Origin of the sequence: Nonomuraea sp. NPDC049607 (assembly GCF_040675375.1) — a bacterium.
Taxonomy (GTDB): Bacteria; Actinomycetota; Actinomycetes; order Streptosporangiales; family Streptosporangiaceae; genus Nonomuraea.
Genome location: NZ_JBFAOV010000024.1, coordinates 37,232 through 60,344, shown reverse-complemented (window position 1 = coordinate 60,344; position 23,113 = coordinate 37,232). Strand labels below are relative to the sequence as shown.

Annotated in this window: 22 protein-coding genes; 12 read left to right on the top strand and 10 right to left on the bottom strand. The window is 72.0% G+C overall.

Going from position 1 to position 23,113, the window contains the following annotated elements; translation table 11 throughout:
* Nucleotides 1–230 precede the first annotated feature (230 nt).
* The 3 genes from AB0J97_RS35495 to AB0J97_RS35485 all read right to left on the bottom strand — a co-directional run bounded on the left by AB0J97_RS35495 (nucleotide 231) and on the right by AB0J97_RS35485 (nucleotide 2,318).
* A complete protein-coding gene (locus tag AB0J97_RS35495; protein ID WP_364097090.1) occupies nucleotides 231–1,655 on the bottom strand; it encodes an amidase family protein in 1,425 nt (474 codons plus the stop codon).
* 123 nt (nucleotides 1,656–1,778) lie between these two features.
* Nucleotides 1,779–1,955 carry a hypothetical protein gene (locus tag AB0J97_RS35490; protein ID WP_364097087.1) on the bottom strand — a complete coding sequence of 59 codons (177 nt, stop codon included), beginning with the start codon at nucleotides 1,953–1,955 and terminating at the stop codon, nucleotides 1,779–1,781.
* Between the two features lie 45 nt (nucleotides 1,956–2,000).
* Entirely contained in the window at nucleotides 2,001–2,318 is a 318-nt protein-coding gene (locus AB0J97_RS35485; protein WP_364097278.1) for an SDR family NAD(P)-dependent oxidoreductase, read from the bottom strand.
* Here AB0J97_RS35485 and AB0J97_RS35480 point away from each other — a divergent pair.
* Nucleotides 2,203–2,880, top strand: coding sequence for a helix-turn-helix domain-containing protein (locus AB0J97_RS35480; protein WP_364097275.1), 678 nt, complete (start codon nucleotides 2,203–2,205; stop codon nucleotides 2,878–2,880). The two genes, AB0J97_RS35485 and AB0J97_RS35480, sit on opposite strands and share 116 nt — an antisense overlap.
* A gap of 30 nt (nucleotides 2,881–2,910) precedes the next feature.
* Here the strand turns inward: AB0J97_RS35480 and AB0J97_RS35475 are convergent, their stop codons facing one another.
* Complete coding sequence (locus AB0J97_RS35475; RefSeq protein ID WP_364097084.1) at nucleotides 2,911–4,380, bottom strand: SDR family oxidoreductase; 1,470 nt, start codon at nucleotides 4,378–4,380, stop codon at nucleotides 2,911–2,913.
* Nucleotides 4,381–4,537: 157 nt separating this feature from the next.
* On the opposite strand from AB0J97_RS35475, the gene AB0J97_RS35470 reads away from it, so the two are divergent.
* From AB0J97_RS35470 to AB0J97_RS35450, 5 genes are all read left to right on the top strand, one after another.
* The gene (locus AB0J97_RS35470) at nucleotides 4,538–5,788 is read left to right on the top strand and encodes a deoxyribodipyrimidine photo-lyase (protein WP_364097081.1); all 1,251 of its coding nucleotides are present in this window, start codon (nucleotides 4,538–4,540) and stop codon (nucleotides 5,786–5,788) included.
* Nucleotides 5,789–5,849: 61 nt separating this feature from the next.
* Complete coding sequence (locus AB0J97_RS35465) at nucleotides 5,850–6,824, top strand: AraC family transcriptional regulator ligand-binding domain-containing protein (protein WP_364097078.1); 975 nt, start codon at nucleotides 5,850–5,852, stop codon at nucleotides 6,822–6,824.
* 49 nt (nucleotides 6,825–6,873) lie between these two features.
* The gene (locus AB0J97_RS35460) at nucleotides 6,874–7,986 is read left to right on the top strand and encodes a polysaccharide deacetylase family protein (RefSeq protein WP_364097075.1); all 1,113 of its coding nucleotides are present in this window, start codon (nucleotides 6,874–6,876) and stop codon (nucleotides 7,984–7,986) included.
* Between the two features lie 120 nt (nucleotides 7,987–8,106).
* Complete coding sequence (locus AB0J97_RS35455) at nucleotides 8,107–8,376, top strand: hypothetical protein (RefSeq protein WP_364097072.1); 270 nt, start codon at nucleotides 8,107–8,109, stop codon at nucleotides 8,374–8,376.
* On the top strand, nucleotides 8,373–8,795 hold the full coding sequence (locus AB0J97_RS35450) for a DUF4097 family beta strand repeat-containing protein (RefSeq protein ID WP_364097069.1): 423 nt from the start codon (nucleotides 8,373–8,375) through the stop codon (nucleotides 8,793–8,795). Before AB0J97_RS35455 ends, AB0J97_RS35450 begins: the two co-directional genes overlap by 4 nt.
* Before the next feature lie 15 nt (nucleotides 8,796–8,810).
* On the opposite strand, the gene AB0J97_RS35445 is transcribed toward AB0J97_RS35450, so the two are convergent.
* Nucleotides 8,811–9,779 (bottom strand): AraC family transcriptional regulator, encoded by a 969-nt coding sequence (locus tag AB0J97_RS35445; RefSeq protein ID WP_364097066.1) that lies wholly within the window; start codon nucleotides 9,777–9,779, stop codon nucleotides 8,811–8,813.
* 71 nt (nucleotides 9,780–9,850) lie between these two features.
* Here AB0J97_RS35445 and AB0J97_RS35440 point away from each other — a divergent pair, with 71 nt between their 5' ends.
* Entirely contained in the window at nucleotides 9,851–10,696 is an 846-nt protein-coding gene (locus tag AB0J97_RS35440; RefSeq protein ID WP_364097063.1) for an NmrA family NAD(P)-binding protein, read from the top strand.
* Complete coding sequence (locus AB0J97_RS35435; protein WP_364097060.1) at nucleotides 10,693–11,049, top strand: DUF4440 domain-containing protein; 357 nt, start codon at nucleotides 10,693–10,695, stop codon at nucleotides 11,047–11,049. Before AB0J97_RS35440 ends, AB0J97_RS35435 begins: the two co-directional genes overlap by 4 nt.
* A gap of 192 nt (nucleotides 11,050–11,241) precedes the next feature.
* Here AB0J97_RS35435 and AB0J97_RS35430 read toward each other — a convergent pair whose 3' ends face one another.
* The 3 genes from AB0J97_RS35430 to AB0J97_RS35420 form a co-directional block, all read right to left on the bottom strand.
* The gene (locus AB0J97_RS35430) at nucleotides 11,242–11,739 is read right to left on the bottom strand and encodes a hypothetical protein (protein WP_364097057.1); all 498 of its coding nucleotides are present in this window, start codon (nucleotides 11,737–11,739) and stop codon (nucleotides 11,242–11,244) included.
* A gap of 336 nt (nucleotides 11,740–12,075) precedes the next feature.
* Nucleotides 12,076–12,618 (bottom strand): dihydrofolate reductase family protein, encoded by a 543-nt coding sequence (locus AB0J97_RS35425; protein ID WP_364097054.1) that lies wholly within the window; start codon nucleotides 12,616–12,618, stop codon nucleotides 12,076–12,078.
* On the bottom strand, nucleotides 12,615–13,400 hold the full coding sequence (locus tag AB0J97_RS35420) for an alpha/beta hydrolase (protein WP_364097051.1): 786 nt from the start codon (nucleotides 13,398–13,400) through the stop codon (nucleotides 12,615–12,617). The genes AB0J97_RS35425 and AB0J97_RS35420 overlap by 4 nt, the downstream gene beginning before the upstream one ends.
* Nucleotides 13,401–13,534: 134 nt before the next feature.
* On the opposite strand from AB0J97_RS35420, the gene AB0J97_RS35415 reads away from it, so the two are divergent.
* Nucleotides 13,535–16,330 carry a LuxR C-terminal-related transcriptional regulator gene (locus tag AB0J97_RS35415; protein ID WP_364097048.1) on the top strand — a complete coding sequence of 932 codons (2,796 nt, stop codon included), beginning with the start codon at nucleotides 13,535–13,537 and terminating at the stop codon, nucleotides 16,328–16,330.
* A 40-nt stretch (nucleotides 16,331–16,370) separates the two neighbouring features.
* Here the strand turns inward: AB0J97_RS35415 and AB0J97_RS35410 are convergent, their stop codons facing one another.
* Nucleotides 16,371–18,350, bottom strand: coding sequence for a histidine kinase (locus AB0J97_RS35410; protein WP_364097045.1), 1,980 nt, complete (start codon nucleotides 18,348–18,350; stop codon nucleotides 16,371–16,373).
* Nucleotides 18,351–18,510: 160 nt separating this feature from the next.
* Here AB0J97_RS35410 and AB0J97_RS35405 point away from each other — a divergent pair, with 160 nt between their 5' ends.
* On the top strand, nucleotides 18,511–19,824 hold the full coding sequence (locus tag AB0J97_RS35405; protein WP_364097042.1) for a hypothetical protein: 1,314 nt from the start codon (nucleotides 18,511–18,513) through the stop codon (nucleotides 19,822–19,824).
* A gap of 28 nt (nucleotides 19,825–19,852) precedes the next feature.
* Here AB0J97_RS35405 and AB0J97_RS35400 read toward each other — a convergent pair whose 3' ends face one another.
* On the bottom strand, nucleotides 19,853–20,710 hold the full coding sequence (locus tag AB0J97_RS35400) for a LysR family transcriptional regulator (protein ID WP_364097039.1): 858 nt from the start codon (nucleotides 20,708–20,710) through the stop codon (nucleotides 19,853–19,855).
* A gap of 59 nt (nucleotides 20,711–20,769) precedes the next feature.
* On the opposite strand from AB0J97_RS35400, the gene AB0J97_RS35395 reads away from it, so the two are divergent.
* Both AB0J97_RS35395 and AB0J97_RS35390 read left to right on the top strand, forming a co-directional pair.
* Nucleotides 20,770–21,588, top strand: coding sequence for an alpha/beta hydrolase (locus tag AB0J97_RS35395; protein WP_364097036.1), 819 nt, complete (start codon nucleotides 20,770–20,772; stop codon nucleotides 21,586–21,588).
* A 229-nt stretch (nucleotides 21,589–21,817) separates the two neighbouring features.
* Complete coding sequence (locus tag AB0J97_RS35390) at nucleotides 21,818–23,104, top strand: activator-dependent family glycosyltransferase (RefSeq protein WP_364097033.1); 1,287 nt, start codon at nucleotides 21,818–21,820, stop codon at nucleotides 23,102–23,104.
* Nucleotides 23,105–23,113 lie beyond the last annotated feature (9 nt).

Sequence of the window (23,113 nt, the reverse complement as noted above, 5' to 3'; positions counted from 1 at the left end):
CCTGACGCGGGCGGCGTACGGCAGGCGCGCTCGCCCGCCCGAGGGCCTGCTCCGCGGCGTCGTCCACGTCGGGAAGCGCGCCCACCTTCGCGTCCGCCTTGTAGCGCTGTATCTCGGCGCGCTGGTGCCGGCGGATGAAGTTCGTCGCGAAGCCGTACAACCAGGGCAGGGCCTCCGGACGGGGGCGGCCACGCCGAGCCGCCCTCGCCCACGGCCTCAGAGCGTCCGGGTCACCCCGGCAGGCGGCCCGCGAAGACCGGCGGAACCCTGTCCCGCCAGGGCATCGCCCGTTCCAGGTGCGCGGCGACCTGGAAGAGCAGGTCCTCGCGCCCGTACGCGGCGGCGAGCTGCACGCCGATGGGCAGGCCGCCCGCGCTCTGCCCCAGCGGCAGGCTGATCGCCGGCTGCCCGGTGGTGTTGAACAACTGCGTGAACGGCCCGAACCCGGACAACGTCTCCAGCCATCCCCGCAACGTCTGACCGGGATCGTCGTACCGCAGCGTGCCGTGCGGCAGCGGGAGGCGGCCCAGGGTGGGCGTGACGAGCAGGTCGTATCCAGTGAAGAAGGCCGCCGCCGACCGGGTGATCCGGTTCTGGGCGTCGAAGGCGGCCAGCATGTCCAGCGCGGTGGCCCGTCTGGCCGCCTCCAGGAACACGCGCGAGCCGGCTTCCATCCTGGCCTCGTCGGGCTGCCGTGGCGCGAGCAGGCAGGCGGAGGCGACCCCGGCGGCCTCGATCAGCCACGCCCTCATGGCGTCCTCCCGGTCGACCGCCGGGCTCGCCTCCTCGACGACGTGCCCGGCCCGCTCCAGCGCGTGGGCCGTCGCGGTCGCCGCCGCGGCGACCTCCGGGTCCACGTCCGTGCCCATCCAGGACGTGGTGGTCAGGGCGATCCGCAACCGGCCCGGGTCCGTCACGAGCTCCCGCGCGTACGGGCCGCGTGGAGGGGGCGCGGTGTACTTGTCGCCGATCCCCGGCCCGTGGACCGCGTCCAGCAGGCCGGCGGCGTCGCGGACCGTGCGCGTGAGCACGAACTCGTCGGCCATGCCCAGGACCAGCTCACCGGCCTCCGGGCCGCACGGGCCGCGTCCACGGCTCAGCTTGAGCCCGACCAGCCCGCAGCAGGCGGCCGGGATCCGGGTGGAGCCGGCGCCGTCGCTGGCGTGCGCGACCGGCACGGCCCCGGCCGCCACCAGCGCCGCCGCGCCGCCGCTCGACCCGCCCGCGGTGCGGCCGAGGTCCCAGGGGTTGCGTACGGGCCCGTAGCGCACGGGCTCGGTGGTGAAGCTGACGCACAGCTCGGGCACCGTGGTCAGGCCCAGCGTGACCAGGCCGGCGGCGCGGAACCGCGTCATCAGGTCGGTGTCGCGCCTGGCCAGGACGCCGGGATAGGCCCGGCTTCCCAGCGTGAACGGCACTCCTTCGGCCACCGGCCCGTGATCCTTGATGAGGAACGGCACCCCCGTGAAGGGCCCGTCGGCGGCGTGGTCGAGCGCCGGCGTGAACACCGGCAGCGCCAGCCCGTTGACGTGCTCGTCAACCTGCGCCAGCGCCTGGCGGGCGGCCGTCTCGACCTCGGCCGCGCCGGCCTCGCCCGTCCTGATCAGGTCGCGGAGGGCGGTGGCGTCGTACCTGGCGTACTCATGGATGTCCATGGAAAGTCCTTCTCCGGGCGCGCTCGGGCGCCCGCACGTCGATCGTCTGAGGGAAGAGTCAGGGGGATGCCGACAAGGGGGTGACGGCTCCTGGGCCGCCCCCTGCCGGTGATCGACGTGTTCCTAGGCTCGGTACATCACCGGCCATGCTCGCAGTCGCCGGCCCGGAGGTCCACCGGGTTTCCGCCGGACCAGACGCGGGCCTGCGTAGACGCCCTTCTCCGCCAGCGCCGCGTTGAGCGTCAGGGCGTAGTTGCGCAGCGCCGCCGACGACAACGCCAGAGCGCCGAGTGCGGGCATCGGCAGGACGGCGCTCAGCCCGCCGGCGAACAGCAGGCCGCCCCCTCACCTCTCGACCATCCCGGGCAGCACCCGGCCGACCGCGTCGATCGCCGGGTACAACATGTCCATCGCCCCCCGGGCGTCCGTGGCGGTGGTCTCGGTGATCGACCGGAGCGGCGCGTCCACGTCGGTGGACGCCGCCCCGTAATAGAGCACGTCGATCCCGCCGAACCGCTCGTTGACGGCGTCCAGGGCGGCGAGCAACCTGTCGCGGTCGCGCACGTCGGCGGCGAAGGACGCGGCCTCGATCCCCGCCTGCGCCAGGGCGGCCAGGTATCCGGCAGCCGTACCGAAACCGCTGCGGTCCGATGCCGCACGCAACCGCGACAAGCTGCTGGTCGCGGCCACGCAGGTGCTCGCCGAGGGCGGCCTCGACGCCCCCCTGGAGCACATCGCCCGCCGCGCCGGCGTCAGCATCGGCACCCTCTACAACCACTTCCCCACCCGCGAGGCGCTGCTCGGCGCCGTCCTGCCCCAGCGGCTGGCCGCCCTCGACGAGATCATCACGGTGGCGCTGGCCGACCCCGACCCCTGGGCGGGATTCACCGGTTTCCTCGAAGGGCTGTTCACCCTGCACGCCGAGGACCACAGTCTCAACGACGCCCTGGCCGAGAGCTTCTCGCCCGCCACGGACATGAGCCAGGTGTGCCACCGGGGCTTCGGCGACGTCGAGCGCATCATCGAGCGGGCGAAGGTCTCCGGGCGGCTGCGCGCCGATTTCGGGCCGCAGGATCTGGTCACCCTCATCTGGGCGATGTCCCAGGTCATCCGGAAGTCCATGGGAACCGACCCGGGAGCGTGGCGCCGTCCGCTGTCGTTCTTCCTCGACGGCCTGCGGGCCGAAGCCGCGCATCCCCTTCCCGGCGAGCACCATCGTTCCTGAGCCCCGCGCGTTCCCACGGCCGGGCCGGCGTCAGGACGGCGATCGCTCGCCGCGGCGGGCCGCGGCGGCCACGTTGACCGGCATCCGGCCGAAGATCAGGCCGTGGAAGGGTGAGATCGCCCACCAGTACAGATGGCCGAGCAGGCCGTGCGGATGGAAGACGGCACGTTGGGTGTAGATCGTCCGGTCGCCGGAGCGGGTGACGCCGAGCTCCAGCCAGGCCAGTCCGGGCAGCCGCATCTCGGCGCGCAGCCGCAGCAGCCGTCCGGGAAGCACCTCCTCCACCCGCCAGAAGTCGATCGAGTCGCCCACCCGCAGCCGGGCCGGGTCGCGCCGGCCGCGCCGCAGCCCCACCCCGCCCACCAGCCGGTCGGCCAGGCCCCGCAACTGCCAGGCCACCGGCAGCGAGTACCAGCCGTTGTGGCCGCCGATGCCCTCGATCACCCGCCACAACGCCTCCGGGCTCGCCTGCACGGGCAGGCTGCGATCGTCCACGAACAGGCTGCCGCCCGCCCAGTCGGGATCGGTGGGCAGCGGATCGCTCGGCGCGCCCGGCGTGGACGCCGAGGACCAGCGCGTGGCGACGTCGGCCTCCTTGATCTTCTTCAGCGCCAGCGACACCGCCTGACGGAAGCCGATCAGCCCGCCCTCGGGATCGGGCACGTGGTGGACGATGTCGTGCTCACCGCACACGGCCTCGTTGCGCAGCGACTCCACCAGCGGACGGGCGATGCTCACGGGGACCGGCGTGACCAGCCCCACCCACAGGCTCGACAGCCGGGGGGTGAGCAGCGGCACCGGAATGATCAACCTCGACGGCAGCCCGGCGACCGCGGCATAGCCGTGCATCATGTCGGCATATGTGAGGACGTCCGGCCCGCCGATGTCGAACCCCCGATTGACCATCCCCGGCGCATCCGCCCACGCGACCAGATAGCGCAGCACGTCCCGCACCGCGATCGGCTGCGTACGGCTGCGCACCCAGCGCGGCGTCGTCATCACCGGCAGCCGCTCGGTCAGGTAGCGAAGCATCTCGAACGAGGCCGACCCCGACCCGATGATCACCGCGGCCCGCAGCACCACCGCCGGCACCGCGCCCCGCAGGAAGATCTCCCCCACCTCGGCCCGGGACGACAGGTGCGGCGAAAGCCGCTCGTCCGCCGTCAACCCGCCCAGATAGACGATCCGCCGCACGCCCGCCTCGGCCGCCGCCGTCGCGAACGTGCTCGCCGCCAGCCGGTCCCGCTCGGCGAACCGGCCACTCGTCCCCATCGCGTGGATCAGGTAGTACGCGACCTCCACCCCGTCCAGCGCCAGGCGCGTGCGCCCGGCGTCGGTGGCGTCGGCCTCGACCACCTCGACCTGTTCCGCCCAGGGCAGGTCGCGCAGGCGTCCGGCCGAGCGCACCATGCAGCGCACGTCATGACCGGCGGCCAGCAGCTCAGGCGCCAGCCGTCCGCCGATGTAACCCGTCGCCCCGGTGACCAGGCACAATGCCATGCCCACGCACCTGCCCCGTCCCCCACGCCTCATGCTCGGGACGGCGGGGGCGATCCGTGCCCGGCGCGGCTGCTTGCCTCGTCCCGGAGGCGTCGGTCACGCTCCGCAGGCGTGCGGGCGCGGCCCGCGGGCATCTCTCGTCGCGAAGGAGCCATCGGTGGACACGGTGATCGTCCTGTTCAACAGGGACCTGCGGGTGCACGACCATCCGGCCCTGACGGCCGCCTGCGAGGGCGCCCGCGCCGTGCTCCCCCTGTTCGTGCTGGACGACGCCGTCCCCGCCGGGCGCCGCCGCGGCTTCCTGCTGGAGTGCCTGGCCGACCTACGGGCGTCCTTGCGGGCACGCGGTGGAGACCTGATCGTCCGGCACGGCGACGTCGTGACCGAGACCATGAAGTTCGTCCAGGAAACCGGAGCCGAGGCGGTCTTCGCCAGTGCCGACGTCAGCCTGCTGGCCGGGCGCAGGCAGGACCGGTTGGCCCGCGAACGGATCTCGTACCAGCTCTTCCCCGGGGTCACGGTGGTGCCGCCCGGCGCGCTCACCCCGTCCGGGGGCGGGGATCATTACCGGGTCTTCACGCCGTACTGGCGCGCCTGGAGCCGGCACCGGAACCGTCCCCTGCTCGCGGCGCCTCGCCAGGTGCCGACGCCCCACGACCTCGGCGCCGGGCGGCTGCCGGTCCAGGCCCGGCCGGAACCCGTGCCCGGCGGCGAGAGCGCCGCCCGCGACCGTGCCCGGCGGTGGATCCGTCGTGACCTGGGGGGATACGCCGACGGCCACGACGACCTGGCCGGTGACCGTACGTCCCGGCTGAGCCCGTACCTGAGGTTCGGCTGCCTGTCCCCGCTGGAACTGGCCCACCTGGCCGCAGGCGGCGAGGCGTTCCTCCGCCAGCTGTGCTGGCGCGACTTCTACCACCAGGTCACGTACGCCTTCCCGCGGATCAACCGGGACGACTACCGCCCCCGCGGCCACCGCTGGCGCGACGACGAGGACGCGCTGCAGTCCTGGCGGGAGGGCATGACCGGGCTCCCCATCGTGGACGCCGGCATGCGCCAGCTCCTCGCCGAGGGCTGGATGCACAACCGGGCCCGCCTCATCGTGGCCTCCTACCTGGTCAAGATCCTCGGGATCGACTGGCGGGCCGGCGCCCGGCACTTCTTCGAGCTCCTCCTCGACGGCGACGTGGCCAACAACTCGGGCAACTGGCAGTGGATCGCCGGCACCGGCAACGACACGCGCCCCAACCGCGGCTTCAACCCGCTGCGCCAGGCCCAGCGATTCGACCCGGCGGGCGACTACGTACGCCGTTACGTCCCCGAGCTGGCCGGCGTGCCCGCCGCCCACGTCCATCAGCCGTGGCGGCTGGACGCTCCCCCGAGCGGCTACCCCCGTCCGATGCTCTGACCGTTCGCTGGCCTTTCCGCCCGAAATGGCCCCTGACACCTGCCCCCCGCACATCACGAGGTTGATCCTGCTCGCGGGCGGGGCCGCCGGGCTCGACCGGAGCAGGCTGACGCGCGTCCCCGGGCTGGCCGTGGCGGGTGAGGACGGCATCCGCCTGCCGTCCGCCTCGCTCGTACGGATCTGGCAGGAATGGAAGACGGCGTTGCGCGAGCGCGGCGGCGGCACGCTGCCGTGGAAGTTGTGGCAGCCCGGTTCGCTGGGGGTGTGGGACTACCTCTTCTCCACCGCCGACACCCTCGTCGACGCCTTCCGCGAGGGCGACCGGCACGCCGCCGCGATCACCGATCCGGCGGAGTCGTTCACCGTCACCGTCGACGGGGTCGGGCGGCTGACGGTCGACTTTCGCGGCGTCTTCGCCGGTCACCCGGTGTTTCCGATCATTTCCGAGTTCGCCACCGGGCTGATCCTGAACTCGGCGCGCTCCGCCGCCGGACGACCGTTGACCCCGGTGCGCGTGACGCTGCCCGGCGCGGCGCCGCGCCGCCACGACTACCTGATGGAGGCGTACGGCACGGCGCACCTGGAGTTCGGCGCCGAGCTCCCTTCGGTCACCTTCTCCGCGACCGACGCGCGCGCTCCCCTGCCGCGGGCGGACCCGGCCCTCGCCACGATCCTGCGCGACCACGCGCGCACCACGCTGGCCGGCGCCCGGCCGGTGCTGGGCTGGCTGGACCGGTTCCGCGTGGAGGTCGAGCTGAGCCTGCCCGACGGAGACCTCCCCGCCGTCGCCCACCGGCTGCGCATGGCGCCGCGCACCTTGCAGCGCCGTCTGCGTGAGGAGGGCACGAGCTGGCGCGAGGAGATCGAGCGGGTACGGCGCCAATGGGTGGAGCACCTGCTGCAGAACACCCGCATGACGGTGGAGTCGATCGCCGCGCGCACCGGCTACGCCGACCAGCGGGCGCTGCGCCGGGCGATCCATCGCTGGTACGGCCACGGCCCCGCAGCACTTAGGCGGGATATGTCCCCTTCCTGACGCCTTCGGTCCTCCTGCTGGACCTGGCGTGATCCGTACGGTCACCGGCATGAAGGTTCGCACCGAGCAGAAGGCCGGACGCCGGCAGTGGTTCGGGCTGGCCGTCCTGTTGCCGCCGACCATGCTGCTCACCGCGGACCTGGGCGTTCTGTGGCCGGCCACCCCCTTCGTGACCGCCGATCTGCGGCCGTCGAGCGCCGAGTTCCTCTGGATCATCGACATCTACGGCTTCATGACCGCCGGTTACCTGCTGGCCCTGGCGGCGACCGGCCCACAATTCCCACCAGAACGAGGAAGAACCATGGAGAACGCACTGTACGCCTACGACCCGATCGTCGACCGGCCGCCCATCCGCTGGCCCGGGGACGCCAGGGTGGCCTTCTACGTCGGCCTGAACGTCGAGCACTTCCTGTTCGGCCGGCCGTCGACGAGCCTGAACGAGGCCACCTCGGCCCTGGTGCCCGACCCGCTGAACCACGGCTGGCGCGACTACGGCCCCCGGGTGGGTTTCTGGCGGGTGACGGAATGCCTGGACCGCCACGGCGTCCGGGCCAGCGTCCTGCTCAACTCGTCCGTGTGTGACCACTACCCGCAGATCATCCAGGCCGGTACGGCCCGCGACTGGGCGTGGGTGGCACACGGGCGGACCAACTCGGTCCTGCCGTCCGGCATGTCCGAGGACGAGGAACGCGCCGAACTGGCCGCGATGGTCGCCACGATCGAAAGGGCGACCGGCCGCCGGCCGCGCGGCTGGATGGGCCCGGCGCTCAACGAGACCCTCCGGACCCCCGCCCTGCTGGCCGAGCTCGGCCTGAGCTACGTGCTCGACTGGACCTGCGACGACCAGCCGTTCCGGTTGAACGTGCCCGGGATGCTGAGCGTGCCGTACTCGGTGGAGGTCAACGACCTCGGCCTGTTCACTGCGCACGGGATGACAGGGCCGGACTTCCTGCAACTGGTGAAGGACCAGTTCGACCAGCTTTATGCGGACTCGGCCACGAGCGGGCGGGTCATGGCGCTGGCCCTGCACCCGTTCGTGATCGGCCAGGCCTTCCGCGCCAAGTATCTCGACCAGGCGCTGGCCTACATCGCCGGGCACCCCGGCGTGTGGCTGACCACCAGTGACGAGATCGCCGCCCACTATGCGAGCGGGGCGTCATGAGCGCAGGCAGGCGGCGGCGGGGGCGCGGCGGTGCTGGGACGGGTGGTCGGGCGCTCCTCCATGCCCTTTGGGGGGTGTACCTCACTGTGCCGCGCTCCCCGGTCCAGCAGGATCGTCGGTATGAGGGCGACGGGAACGGCGGGCGGCCTGGTTCTGGCCGCGCTGGTACTGACCGGATGCGGGCTGCAGGGCATCACGAAGGCGGCCAACCAGGAGCAGGTCACCTACAAGGTGACGGAGAAGGTGGCCGGGCTCTCCCTGGCCGGCGGGGCGGGCGAGGTCAGGGTCAGCGAGACGTCCGGCGCCGCGGTCCGGGTCGTGGAGACCCACCGCTGGTCGGCCGGACGTCCGGTCGCCGAGCACAAGGTGAAGGTGACACGCTCACCATGAGCTACGACTGTTCGGCGGCCACGGACAACTGCTCGGTCGACTACGTGATCGAGGTGCCGGAGGGGCTGCGGGTGGAGGTCGAGACCGGCTCGGGGGGTGTCGACCTGCGCGGGCTCGGCGGTCCGCTGAAGGTGAAGGTCGGCTCGGGCGACGTCTCGGCGACCGGGCTCACCGGCAGGGAGTTCACGGGGCAGACGGGCTCGGGGGACATCGCACTGACGTTCGCGAGCGCGCCGGACAAGGTCGGCGTGACGTCCGGCTCGGGGTACGCCAAGCTGACGCTTCCGGCGGAGCCGTACGACGTCGAGACCAGCACGAAATCCGGGGAGACGAACGTCACGGTGACCGACGATCCGGGCGCGTCCCGGAAGATCGTGGCCACGTCCGGGTCGGGCGACATCGAGGTCCTGCGCGGCTGACCCGGCCGGCGGGCGCTACCTCGGGTCGCGCGTCGCGCCCGCCGTCCCGAGTGCGGTGTGCCGAGCCGAGCGGCGGCGGTAGTCGCCGGGGGTGGTCCCGTACTGCTGGCGGAAGGCCAGGTGGAAGCCGACCGTCGAGTGGTAGCCGACGCGCTCGCCGATGCGGCTGTGGGCGAGGGTGGTCTCGCTCAGCAGGCGTGCGGCCTCCTGCATGCGGCGGGCGGTCAGGTGCCGGATCGGCGCCTCGCCGACCAGTTCGCGGAAGGTCGCCGCGAACGCCGAGCGCGACATCCCGGCCTGGGCCGCCAGCGACTCCACCGTCCAGGGCTCGGCGAACCTCGTCTGCACGGCGTGCAGCGCCGTCCCGATCGCCGGGTGGCGCAACGCCCGCAGGACCGGCGAGCCCTCGGCCAGCTCGCCCACGGCGGCCCGCAACGCCAGGACGAAGACCAGCTCGAAGGCGCGCAGGGCGACCAGCGTCGCGCCGGGTTCGGCCAGGTCCCACTCGCCGGCCAGCCGTCCGAGGGTGCCGCCGAGCAGCCCGTGACCTTCCAGCGCGGCCCGGTCGAGCACCAGGACGGGTGGCAGCGCCCGGTAGATCGGCGAGATGGCGGCCCGGTCGTAGTGGAGCCCGCCGCACAGCAGGACGGTCCGCTCGCCGGGCCCGCCCAGCTCGACGGTGCTCACGCCGCCCTGCGGCCGCTCGGGCAGCACAGCCGCGAGCGGCACGGCGGGACGCCCCGGCCGGTCGCCCAGCCGGTGGGCGCTGCCGTGCGGGAAGACGGCCAGGTCCCCGGCGCGCAGCAGGACGGGCTCGGCGCCGGGCAGCTCGACGGCACAGGTACCCTCGTGGACGTAGTGCAGCAGCGCGCAGTCCTCGCTCTCGCCCGCGACGCCCCAGGGCGAACCAGCCTGCCAGCGGCTGTGGAAGACGCCCTCCAGCCGCAGCGGGGCCAGCAGAGCGCTCAGCAGGTCACCATCCACCGGACGATCCTTAAATAACCCGATATTTCGCTTTATCGAGCGTATCGCCGATTGGGTGAAGGCTGTCCGGCATGACCTTTCTTGTGATCGGCGCGGCAGGCGCCCAGGGCGGCGCGGTCGCGCGGCGGCTCGTCGCCGAGGGACACACGGTGCGCGGCCTGACCAGGAGCGGCCGAGTTCCGCACGGGGTGGAGCCGGTCGCCGGCGACCTCGGCGACGCCGAGGCGGTGAAGGCGGCCTTCGCCGGGGTGACGCACGCCTCGGTGACGCTCCCCATGGTCTACGAGCCGGACACGGTGGCCGCCCACGTCCATCATGTGCGCGACGCCGCGCTGGCGGCCGGGGTGCGGCGGCTGGTGTTCAACACCGCCAACCGGTTGCCCGAGGCCACCACGCAGGTGGCGGCCTTCGAGACGCGCCGGTGGGCGGTGCGGGCGCTGCGGTCGGCCGGGCTGCCGGTCGTGGTGTTGTGCCCGCCGGTCTACCTGGACAACCTGGCCGCGCCGTGGGTGGCGGGTCCGCTGGCGGCCGAGGGCGTGCTGCGCTACCCGCTGCCCGCCGACCTGCCGGTGCCCTGGCTTTCGCACGACGACCTGGCGGCCGCCACGCACGCCGCGCTCGTGCGTGACGATCTGGAGGGAGCCGTGCTCAGGCTCGGCGGGCCCGACGTGGTGACCGGCGACGAGCTGGCGGCCGCCTTCGGCGCCCGTCACGCCGCGCAGGATCCGGACGAGTTCGAGGCGGGCCTGACGATGGCGCTGGGCGCGCCGACGGCCGCCGTGGTGGCGGCCACCTACCGCTGGGCCGCCGCCGACCGCGACCTGTTCGCGGCCGACCCCGAGGTGGCCGACCTGCTGGGCCTCCGGCTGACGCCGCTGCGCACCTGGATCGCCGCCCAGCCCTGGGCGACCCGGTGAACGGCGTCGAGGCGGAGATCGTCCGCCACCACGAGGTCATCGAACGCTGGCTCACCGGTGCCGCCGCGCGGGAGGAGTTCGCCCGCTTCGCCGACGCCCACGCCCCCGGCTTCACGCTCATCACCCCCGACGGCCGGACGCTCCCCCGCGACCAGGTCCTCGCCGAGGTCGAGGCACTCCACGGCAGGGCACCCGGGCTGACCATTGAGATCCGCCACGTACGGATCGTCGCCTCCGACGGCGCCCTCGCGGTGGCCACCTACCAGGAGGTCCAGCCGGATCGGAGCCGGCAGTCCACGGCGGTCCTCCAGGCCGCCACGTGGTTGCACCTGCACGAGACCTGGCTCCCGTGACGGCGTCGGTGACGGCACGCCCCTCCACGAAGGCCCTGCCGCCTCCTTCACCATCCCCCGAGACAAGATCCTCGGAGCGTGTTCGAGAAGATCAGCTTGAGGGGGTGGAGCCGTGACACTCGCATCAGCCCACCGAGCCGGTTGGCAGGCTGCGGACATGTTCGGGGGGCGCGGTGGTCGCAGCGTTGACCATCAGGAGACAGGGGCCTCCCTGACCGCGGCGGACAGCCAGACGATCAGCCCGGTGAGGGTCACGAGGGCGATGACGATCAGTGCAGGAAAGTACCAACCCGGAAAAAGCGGCCCGAGATCGGCATCGCCGGAAGGATAGAGCACGATCGCGTAAGTGCTCAGTACGGCCAGGGCGAGACTCATCAGGTAGACCACGCCGGTGGCCGTGCACAGCATGAGGCCGCCGGCGGTGGATCGGCGATCCAGCCGGCCGCCCAGTTCCGCGAGCACGGCCGCCTCGGCGGCGAGGACGAGGGCGATCGCGCCCACCCATCCCCTCGCCGATCCGATCGCCCCGCCCAGCCGGCCCGGCAGCAGGTCGTTCCAGCCCTCGTGCCCGGGGTCGAGCCCCGCCCGGGCGGCCGACTGGAGGGCGACCAGGGTCACTCCGGCGTACAGCAACGGCGCGGCCAGAGTGCACAGCAGAGCGGGCGAGCGTTTCAGGTGCCGCAGGTCCATGATCGATTAGACGGCCGGCTCACACCGAGCGTTCCACGACGCACGACCGCCAGGCACCTGAGACGGTAACCATCTCTGTCAGCCGCAGATGTGACGGGCCTGACGTCGGGCGGGTCCGGCACGGGTAAGACGACGGCAACCCCGTACAAGAACGCGGCCACGCGCGACACTCACGCCGCCACCGCCACAACGGCGACCGGAGCGTGCGGCGGTCTGAGGCGCCGTCGCCGCCCTGGCCCTTCACTTGCTGGTCCTCGTTCTCGCGGCCTGTGATTGCGCCTCACGGTCCAGGCTGTCACAGACGCTGAGGCTGTCGGGCGCCCTGCCTTCGCCTTGTCAGGGGCCGGGGTGATAGATCAGGTGCAGGACGCCGGTGGCGAAGGTGGCCGAGTGGACCAGTCGCAGCGGGGTCGGACCGCTGCCGGCGAAGAGCCGCTCTCCATGACCGAGGACGACCGGGTGGATGAGGAGATGTAGTTCGTCGAGCAGGTTGTCGCGTAGCAGCGATCGCACCAGGGTCAGGCTGCCACTGATGGTGACGTGCCGGTCAGGCCCCTGCTTGAGGGCGGCGAGTTCGCCGGAGACCGGGCCGGGGATGACGGTGGTGTTCTGCCAGGCCGGTGAGGTCAGCGTGGTCGAGGCCACCAGCTTGGGCATCGAGTTGATCCGGTCGGCGAACGGCACCTCGCCCCCTCTGGCAGGCCACGAGGCGGCGAACACCTCGTAGGTCCTGCGTCCGAGCAGGAGGATGTCGGCTTCGTCGAGCTGGCCGGAGACGGCCGCGGCCATCTCCCCGTCGTAGTAGGGAAAGTGCCACTGCTCGGGGGCTTCCACGACACCGTCCAGCGACACGAACAGCTGCGAGACGATGGTGCTCACGCTGTGGCCTCGGTGAAGAACGCGGCGAGCGCGGGGGCGATGGCCTCGGGGGCCACGTTGTGAGGCTGCCCGGTGAGCGTGGCCCGCCGGACGTCCGGCAGCAGATCGGCCACGGCCTGCGCCGTGCTGCTGATCCACGGGATCGTCTCGCCGTCGATCACCAGGGTGGGGGCCGTGACGCCGGTCAGCCGATCGGTGGGCAGGGAGAAGTCGCCGGTGATGGTGGCGTCGTAGACGAGCGTGTGGGCCACGGCCTCCATCGCCGGCCAGCCCGGGAAGTCGCGCATCGGGGCCACGAACTCGGCCGGGATGCCGACCGCGGCGGTGAGGAACAGCTCGCACATGTCGCCCCGGCGGCCCTCGGCCAGCAGTGCCACGAGCTGCTCGCGGTAGTCGGCCGGCACCGGCGTACGGGTGCCGGGCAGGATGTAGGGAACCTCCCACACCGCCAGCCTGTCGACGGCGAGCCCGCGGGCGGCGGCCTCCAGGGCGATGATGCCACCGCCGGAGGTGCCGTACAGGTGCGCCGACCCGCCCGCCGCGGTGATGAGCGCCTCGATGTCCTCGTACTCGCGGTCGACCGCGTAGGGGGCGGTGTCACCGCTGTCGCCACGGCCGCGCCGGTCGTAGTTGTAGACGGTCAGGTCCTTGGCCAGCAGCTCGGCCAGGGGCGCGGTCGCGGATCGGTCGTTGGGGCCGGCGCCGATCAGGATCACCGCCGGGCCCTGCCCGATCCGGTCGTAGGCGATCGCGGTGCCGTCCTGCGAAATGACCTTGTCCATGTCGATTCCCTCGTGTTCGTGTTCGTCGCTTGCGTGATCAGAATGCTTCACGTGGCAGCTGTCCGACATCCGTGGACTCCACTGATTCGCCACTGAGAGATCCATGACGTCCACACGTACGTGATGATGTCCGAATGATCGCAAAGGTGTCCCAGCGCGAGGCCGAGGTGCTGGCGGCGGTGGCGGCGCGGCTGTCGAACGCGCAGATCGCGAACAGGTTGCGCATCTCCGTCCGCACGGTCGAGAGCCACGTCGCCTCGCTGCTGCGCAAGTACGGCGTGGCCGACCGGCAGGAGCTGGCTCAGCAGGCGGTGCAGGCCGGCGTGGACCGCGACATCCCGGACACGCCGCAACCCGGGATTCCCACCCCGATGACCTCGTTCGTCGGGCGCGCACGAGAACACGAGGCGGTCCTGGCGGCGTTCGGCGCCTCCCGGCTGGTCACCCTGCTGGGTCCTGGCGGCGCGGGCAAGAGCCGCCTCGCGGTGGAGATCTGCTCCACGTACCCGGCCGGCGGGGCGTTCGTGGATCTGGTTCCCGTACGGGACGGGTTCGTCGCGCAGGCGGCGGCCAAGGTGCTCGGGGTCAGTGAGCGCGCCCAGCAGCCGTTGGAGGACGCCGTCATCGAACGGCTTCGCCGTGATCGGGCGCTGCTCGTCCTCGACAACTGCGAGCACATGCTGGACACCGCTGCCGGCTTCGCCGCGCGAATGCTGGCAGCCTGTCCGGGCACCCGGATCCTCGTGACGAGCCGCGAGCGCCTCGGCGTGCCCGGCGAACGTACCGTGCCGATCGGCCCGTTGCCCCTGGCCTCCGACGCGGAGGCGCTCTTCCTCGACCGGGCCACCGCGGCCGATCCCGAGTTCGACGCCGACCCGGCCCTGCTGACGCAGATCTGCGCCCGGCTCGACGGCATTCCCCTGGCCATCGAACTCGCCGCGGCCCGCAGCGCCTCTCTGGGGCTTGCCGGGCTGCTCGTCGCGCTCGACGACACGCTGAGGCTGCTCACCGGAGGACGGGCCGCCGACCGGCGGCATCGGTCCCTGCGCGCGGTGCTCGAATGGAGTCACGACCTGCTCGACCAGGAGGAACAGGCGCTGTTCCGGCGATTATCGTTGTTCTGCGGCGGCTTCGACCTGGCCGCCGCGACGGCGCTCACCGCCGGCCGCCGACCCGGCGCCGTGAGCCATGTGCTGGGGCGACTCGTCGACAAGAGCCTCGTCGTACGCGCCCCGGGGACAGCGAGCCGATGGCGGCTCCTGCAGACCGTCAGAGCCTTCGCCGAGGACCTGTTACGAGACTCCGGCGAGTACGACGCGGCCCGGGAACTCCATCTGCTGTGGGCCGCCGGTACCGCGACGGCGATGCAGGAGCGGCTGATCGCCGCCAGACAGCACGGCGCCGGGACGGCGGCGCCGATCGGAGACAGCCAGAAGGACGGCGCCGAGGTCTGGCGGCGGGAGTTCGACGAGGTCGCGGACGATCTGCGTGCGGCGCTGGCCGCCGCCCCGCCCGGACCGGGCGGGGCGGCGCACCGGCTGGCCCGCTCGCTGGGTCACCTCACCTTCGCCCGCCGGTTCCTGGCCGAGGCCCAAGGCCACTACCGACAGGCAGCCGAACGAGCGCCCGGCCCCGCCGAAGCGGCCAAGGACCTGCGGAACGCGGCCGACTGCTCCCTGGACAACATCTCCGGGCAGAACGTGTTCGACCTGCTGCTCGCCTCAGCGGCACAGGCCCATGCCGCGGGCGACAAGAACGGCCGCGCGGTCGCCCTGGCCCGTGCGGTGGAGACGGGCGCAAGGTTTCTCGCCTCCTTCCCCGAGGGCATTCCCGGCGAACGGCTACGCCGTGATCTCACGGAAGCCGCCGAGGCCGGAGACCCCGGCGACCCGGTCGTGGCGGCGGCCCTCGCCACGGCGGCAGCCTGGACCGAGCGGCCGGGCGCCTTCGACCCGGACCCGACCCTGGCCGCCCGCGCGCTCGACATCGCACGGACGACGCGCGACGCCGTGCTCATCAGCGCGGGGCTCGACGCGGTGACGACCGCCGCCGTACGGGCCGGCCGGCATCGCGAGGCCCGGGGGTACACCGAGGAACGGCTGGCACTGCTGTCGGAGATGGACCGCGACGACCCGCGTTCGGCCATCGAGATCGTGGACACCCTGCACGTGGCCTGCACCGACGCGATCGTCGCGGGAGATCTGCCCGCGGCGATCAGCGCCGGTCGGCTCATGATGGCCGACGACCTCGTCGGAGACCACCCCTACATTTCGGCCAGCAGGCTGATCCCCGCGCTCGTCCTCACCGGAGACCTCGGCGCGGCCCTGCGCTACGGCGAACGGATGTGGGAGGGCTGGGAACGAGCCGGCCGCCCCCCGGCCGGATGGCTGCTGCCTTCCGTGTCGGCCATCGCGCTCGCCCACGGACTCCTCGACGACCGGGCGCGTTTCCGGCTCTGGCGTCACAGAGCCGGCGTGGTGGTCGACCACGCGCAGGCCGGGCATGCCCGGCTGACTTCCTTCGGCGCGTTCGTCGATGCCCGGGCCGCGCTGCACTGCGGCGACCTGAGCGACGCCACCGCCCTGGTGAAGCGGGCTTTCGACTCGTTCTCGATGGGACGTTACGTGGCGTACGCGCAGGCGGCGGGAGCCGAGCTGGCCGTCGTCGCCGGGCTGCCCGACGCCCCGGACCGGCTCGCGGCCGCGCTCCTCACCGCCGGTGAGAACCACTGGGCCTCTGCATGCCTTGCTCGCGCCGGCGGCAGGCTCCACGCGGATCCGGACGCGCTGGCGGCCTCCGTCGCCCAGTGGGAGGGTATCGACGCTCGGCTGGAACGAGCCCATACCCTCCTGCTGATCCCACATCGCGTCGAAGAGGGCCGCGCCGCCCTCGACGCACTGATGAGGAGTGCGGGCAGGAGAAACCGGTAAGTCGTCCGCTCCCACCCACGTGGGTGCTCGTACTCTGGATCTAGGCGGGGACCCAGGAGCGCGTCGGCACCGTCGCGGTCAGCTCGAACCACTCGCCGTCCCGGGCCAGGTCCAGCCGCCCGTCCAGCGCGGCCAGGCGCGTGGTCAGGTTGCCCATCCCGGCCGAGCCGCGGCGGATCGGCTTGGCCTGCGCGCCGTCGTTGCGTACGGTCATTCGTACTTCGCCGTCGCGCGCGTTCGTGCTGATCGCGCAGTGGCGGGCGGAGCTGTGCCGCAGCACGTTGGTGACCGCCTCGCGCAGCACGGCGCCGAGCGTGGTCTCCACCTCGGTGCCGAGCATGCCGTGACCGAGCTCCAGCGTGACCTCGATGCCCGCGGCCGCCAGCACCGAACGTGCCGATTCCGCCTCGCCCGCCAGCGACAGCCTCCCCCGCTCGCCGGAGACGGTCCGCAGGTCGCCCATGGCCTGCTCGGTCATGGCCAGCACGTCGTCCAGTTCGGCGCGGGCGCGTTCGGGTTCCAGCCGCCTGGCCAGCTCGCTCTTGAGCAGGATCGCCGCCAGCGTGTGCCCGAGCAGGTCGTGCAGGTCACGCGCGGCCCGCAGCCGCTCCTCCACCACCACCGACCTGGCCAGCCCGTCCTTGGCCGCGTTCAGCTCCCGGTCCAGCCGCGCCAGCGTGAACAGCCCGTAGATGACCAGCCCCGTCACGAGCGTGCTGACCGTGTAGTTCACCACCAGCGGGTACGGCAGGCCGATCACCAGCCCGGTGCCCCCCACCACCGCCATGACGGCGGCCACCAGCGGCACCGCCGCTCGCAGCCGCAGGGCCAGCAGCAGCGGCCCGGTCAGGAACCCGGTCGTCACCAGCCAGGCCTGCTCGAACACCGGGATCGGGGCGAGCGTCAGCACACCCATGACGATCAGCGCGATCGGATGCCTGCCCTCGATCGAGCGCAGGTGGATGACGATGATGACGACCAGCAGAGGAAGGGGCCACCATGAGCCGGCCAGCAGCAACGCCTTGGCCGAGAACCCGACCAGCACCGCCGCGAGCACCGCCGTCGACAGCTTGCTGGACAGGGCGGGCGGGTCCGGCAGCGTGGTGCCGGGCAGCGCCACCTCCACGAAGACCTGGGCGTTGTCGTCGACGCCAGTGGTGAGCGTGCCACCGGCCGCCGTGACCTGGGCGGGGAGATCGGCCAGGAATTCGTCCGTGGCGCTGGGAGTGCCGTCGTGGGCGATGCTCAGCCGGACGGTGCCGTCTTCTGTGGCGGACTCGATCACGCAGCGGGAGGCGGCGCGGCGCCGGACGATCTCGGTCACAGCCTCGCGCAGGACGGTGGCCAGCAGCGCGCCGGCCGGGCCGAGCGGTTCCGCGTGCCGCATCCGCACCTCGGTGGCGATGCCCGCGGCGATCAGCATGCCCTTGGCGGTGGTGAGTTCGGGGGCCAGCGACATCGCGCGGTAGCCGACGGCGGCGGCTCTGGCCTCGCTCAGCGAGTGCCGGGCCGATTCCACGTCAGGCGTGCCCTTCCGGGCGCTGGCCGCGATCGTGTCGAGCGCGGCGCCCAGGCTCTGGTTGAGTTCCGCCGCGATGCGGAGCTGTTCCTCGGCCGCCGCGGTCATCGCCAGCGACAGGCGAGCGGCGGTCACTTCCTGGATCCGGTCCAGCATCGTGGCCAGGCCGTAGACGATCAGGGCGATCAGGACCATGCTGATCACCGGGTCGGCCGGTCCCAGCAGCAGCGCGCTGCCCGTCACCACGAGGGCGAGCGGCCAGGACCTGGTCAGCAGCAGGGAACCGGCGACGAAGCCGAGGATGCCGACCGAAGTGTCGAACACGAACACGGAACCGTAGGCGGCGGCGGCCTGCAGCGCGATCAACCACCAGGACCGGCGCCGGGTGAAGAGCACCTGTAAGCCGAGTACCGCCAGGGCCAGGGGTGACCCGGCTATCGCGTAGACGCCTGCTAACCCGGCCAGCACCAGAAGGACGGTCCACTTTGCCCACGTTTGCACCCACGTAGCCTACGAGCACCGTTGCCGCCGCCATCACCGCGAGGAGCACCGGCGGCCAGGAAACTGGACCACTTCCACGATTGACGAGCATCGGGCACGTATCTGGGACGCGCCGGGCACTCTCCGGAGGGGCGGCCGCACACATCCCATGGAGGCGCCCATGCCCAGGATCGGGTTCGAATGGCAGTTCCAGCGTACTGAGCTGAGGTTTCTGAGGAATTCCAGGGACGGCTGGCAGGCCGAGGAAGCCCTGCCGTCCAAGGGACGGGTCTGCTACTGGCAGGACCCCGGGGTGGCCATCGAGTCCGACGGCGGCGACGTCGAGATCATCACCGACTCGGTGACGACGTGGGCGGCCCTGCGCCGTCAGCTCGTCTTCATCGGCGAGCTGCTGAGCCTGCTGACGAGCCGTTCACCCGACCCCGCCGCGCTTCCTGCCGCGTTCCTCCAGGCCGACGAGGAGGAGGCCGACACGGCGACCGGCCCCAGGCGATCGAGCAGGAGCCGGACGAGCAACAAGACGCAGGCCGTGCGGGTGGCCCAGGGGCACCTGAGGACCCACGACGACGTCCAGCAGACCGACGGCCTGCGCTTCGTGCCGGGCACCAACGTGGGCAACATCGTCACCGTCGCGCTGGCGGCGCCCATCAAGAGGTGCGAATTCGACTCCGCCGGCAACCCGGTGGTGACGACCGCCTGTGCCGCGGGCGACGTCCTGGCCTTGACCGCCGGCGGGAACCTCGTCCACGGAACGGTCCAGGCCACCATCGACGTGCCGCTGGTGCAGCTGCCCGACCGGCTGAGGGTGCTCGACTTCGATCCGAGCGAGCGGGTGCACGCATGGCTGGCGGGACGCCATCAGACGGACAGCCTCATCGGGTTCGTCACGCTGATCCAGTACATGCTGTGGGTCTTCGCCCATCAGAAGCTCACCTCCGACGACGGGCCGAAGGCGGGCTTCGCGCTGCTGCCGCGTACGAACCTGCGCTCGGTCTACATGAACGCGCTGACCGAAGTGGAACGGTCCGCTTTCGACGCCATGGTCAACGCCCTGCCCGAGGACGAGCAGAATTCCCGGGTGTGCCCTCGGCCGTACGGTCTCGGCGGGCGGCACACGTGCGACAACCAGCTCACCCTCTTCTGGTGGCTGCGGTCGATCCAGGTCGGCGACCCCGGCCAGGGCGACGAGACGCTGGCCGTCCACATGAGCGGCGACGGCCCGCGCGGCGTCGCCTACGACGCGATGTCCCCGCCTCGCGGCTACCCCGCGCACGAGCCCTTCCCCGGGCGGCCGGCGGAATGGTTCACGTACTCCATGGGGCAGAAGACGACGCCGTACCGGGCCTCGCACGTGGTCGTGGAGTACCGGCAGACCGACCTCTTCGGCCTGAAGAACGGCATGGGAACGTACGAGCAGTTCGTCACCGCGGCGATGGACGCGGCCCGCAGCGCGGGTCTGGACGTGCCGGACTGACAACCTCCGCGCCCCGACGAAGGCCGGATCAGCCGGGTTCGGCCAGGTCGAGGAAGGCTCGTACGGCGGGCCCGCGGTCGCTCGGCGACACGACGGCCAGGGCGAGCGTGCGGGTGAGGCGTGGTTCGAGCGGCCTGGTGACGACCGGTCCGAGCTCGGCCGGCAGGCCGAGCTCGGGCACGATGCTGACGCCCAGGCCCGCGGCCACCATTTCGAGGATGGCCGACTGGCCGCCGGCCTCGTAGGCGACGTCCAGCTGGACGCCGGCCTGGCGTGCCGCTTCGGTGATGAGCGGGCGGCAGCCCGCCGTGGTGAGGATGAACGGCTGCCCGGCCAGGTCGGCGATGTGGACGCTCTCCTGCCCGGCCAGGCGATGGCCGTCCGGCACCACGGCGACCATCTCGTGGGTGCTGAGCGGGATCGTGTGCAGGCCGGGGGCGGGGAGCGTGACCACGCCGACCTCGGCCGCGCCCCCGCGCAGCCAGCCGCGGACGTCGTCGTCGGCCCCCTCGAACAGGCGCACCTGGACCTGGGGGTAGCGGTCGGTGAAGGTCCGCAGCCGGGGGGCGATGAGGGTGCCGGTGGCGCTGGGCAGGCTGGCCAGCCGGAGCGGCCCGGTGACCTCACCGGCGGCGGCCGCCACCTCCGCGCGGATCAGGTCGAAGTGGCGCAGAGCCTCGCGAGCCCGGAGATGGGCCCGCCGTCCGGCCTCGGTGAGGGCGATGCCGTCGGCGTGCCGGACGAACAGGGGGGCGCCGAGCTCACGTTCGAGGGCGGCGACGGCGCGGCTGACAGCGGGCTGGGACATGCCGATCAGATCCGCCGCCGCGGTGAAGCCGCCTTGCTCGGCGACCGCGATCAGCACTCGGAGCTGCGTCAACGTCATGGGGCCATACCCTAAACGGTATTTGACCGGCGCTGCTCCATTCCCTGATGGTTATGGCCATGTCCACACGCATGACGATCGAGGTCGACGGCCGCATGGCCAGTTGTCTGACGGCGGGCGAGCACGGCCCGCAGGTCCTGTTGCTCCACGGCACCTACTGGAGCCGGGTCTGGCTGCCGGTGCTCGACGACCTGGCCGCGGCCGGGTTGCGGCCGGTCGCCGTCGACCTCCCCGGCCTGGGCCGCTCGGAGGGGGAGCTGACGCCGGAGACGGCCACCGTGCCCGCACTGGCCGCCTGGGTGGCGCGGTTCGCGGCGGCGCTCGGCATGGACGCGCCGGCGGGCGTGGCCGGCCACGACATCGGCGGTGCGATCGCCCAGCGGTTGCTGGTGGGCGGCGAACTGGCAGTGCACCGGCTGGCGCTGGTGAACTCGGTGAGCTACGACTCCTGGCCGGTGCCCGGCGTGGCGCGTTACCGCGACCCCGCCGTGGTCGCCGCCACCACCGTGGAGGAGTTGCTCGCCGCCCGGCGCGTGGCCGTTTCCACCGCCCTGGCCCGGCCTGTCGCCGAAGGGGAGCTGGCCGACTATCTCGACCCGTGGCGCGAACCACGCGTGGCGCGGTCCTGGATGGCGCTGGCCGGCGCCGCCGACAGCCGCCACACCCTCGACCTCATGCCCGCCCTGCTCGCCTGCGACGCGCCGAAGCTGCTGGTGTGGGGCGAGGACGACACCTTCCAGAAGGTCGGCTACGCGCAGCGGTTCGCCGACGAGGTGCCGAACACCACGCTGGTGCGGGTCGCGAAGGCCGGTCACATCCCCATGGAGAACGATCCCGCGATGGTCGCCCGCACGCTGGCCGCGTTCTTCCTGGCTTGACGGTCCGCCGCTCGCCGCGCCGCTGAAATCGAAGGGAATTCCTGCGCCTTTCATCGAATTAAAATGGCCGGCGGCGCATTACAGAATGCCGCACCCCCTAGGGGAGCCGTAGGGGGGCCTTAGGGGGATATCGCTCCAGGTCTGGTGCATACCATGTCGGGTGAATCAGTGAGGGTTTGCGAAGCATGTCTGGATACTCCGCCGGCAGCTCCACGAAAGGACCCCGAATATGCGTGTGGTGATCACTCAAATCGCGGCGACCAGTCATCTTTGCCTGACCGCACCGATCGGATGGGCGCTCAAGGCGGCAGGGCACGACGTGGTGGTGGCCACACAGCCGGATCTCCTCAACGCGGTGAACAATACGGGGTTGACCGGCGTGGCGGTCGGCAAGGAGGCGAGGCTCGCCGAGCGTATGGCGAACCTGCAGCCGGAGGAGACCATTCACGGCACCGAATATGACATCACCGAGACCCGGCCCCACGTCCTCACCTATGAATACACGCGCGACACCCTCGCGGCGCTCGCCTCCCCGCTGTCGCTGGACCTCATGGTCGACGACACGATGTACGACGACCTTGTGGCCTTCTGCCGGCACTGGAGGCCCGACCTGGTCGTCTGGGACTCGGTCACCTTCTCCGGGCCGGTGGCGGCGACCGTGTGCGGCGCGGCGCACGTCCGGACGACCTGCGGCCTGGACCACTGGGCGCGCATGCGCGAACTGTTCCTGCGTCTGCGCAGGGATCGCCCCGGCGCCGAGGACGAGGACCCGGTCCGCGACTGGGTGGCCGCCAAGCTGGCGAAGTACGGCTGCGATTACGACGAGAGCGTCATTCTCGGGCACGCCACGCTCGATTCCGTCCCGTCCTGGCTGAGATATCCGACGGAGTCGGCTCACCTGCCCATGCGCTATGTCGCGCACAACAATCCCGGGGCATTCCCCTCCTGGCTGTCCGAGTCGATTCCGGATCGCCCCCGCGTCTGTCTCACCATGGGAGTCTCGCTGGAGGAAGTGTGGCGCGCCGGCGCCACCTTCGCGCTCAAGGACCTCTACGAGGCGATCGTGGACCTGAACGTCGAAGTCATCGTGCTGAGCGAACCGCCCTTCGGGGATTCCGTGACGGCGATCCCGGACAATATTAAATTCGCCGGATTCGTCCCGAACAATTTCCTGCTGAAGAGCTGCGCCGCGATCATTCATCATGGCGGCTGGGGAACCACGGCGACGGCGATACTGAACGGCGTACCGCAGATCATCATTCCGCATTCCGTCTACGACGCCCACCAATTGGCCGAGGGGGTCGCCACCCGCGGCGCGGGCGTGCATCTTCCGCCCGACCAGGTGAGTGCGGCGAGCCTTCGCCGGGAACTGCAGCGGGTCCTGGAGGAGCAGACGTTCGCCCGGAGCGCGGCGGAGATCCGTCAGGACATGCTCTCCATGCCCACTCCGCATGACATCGTCAAGGACCTTGATGATCTCGTGAGCCGTCATCGGCAGGCGACCCCCATGCGATGAGCGCGGAGG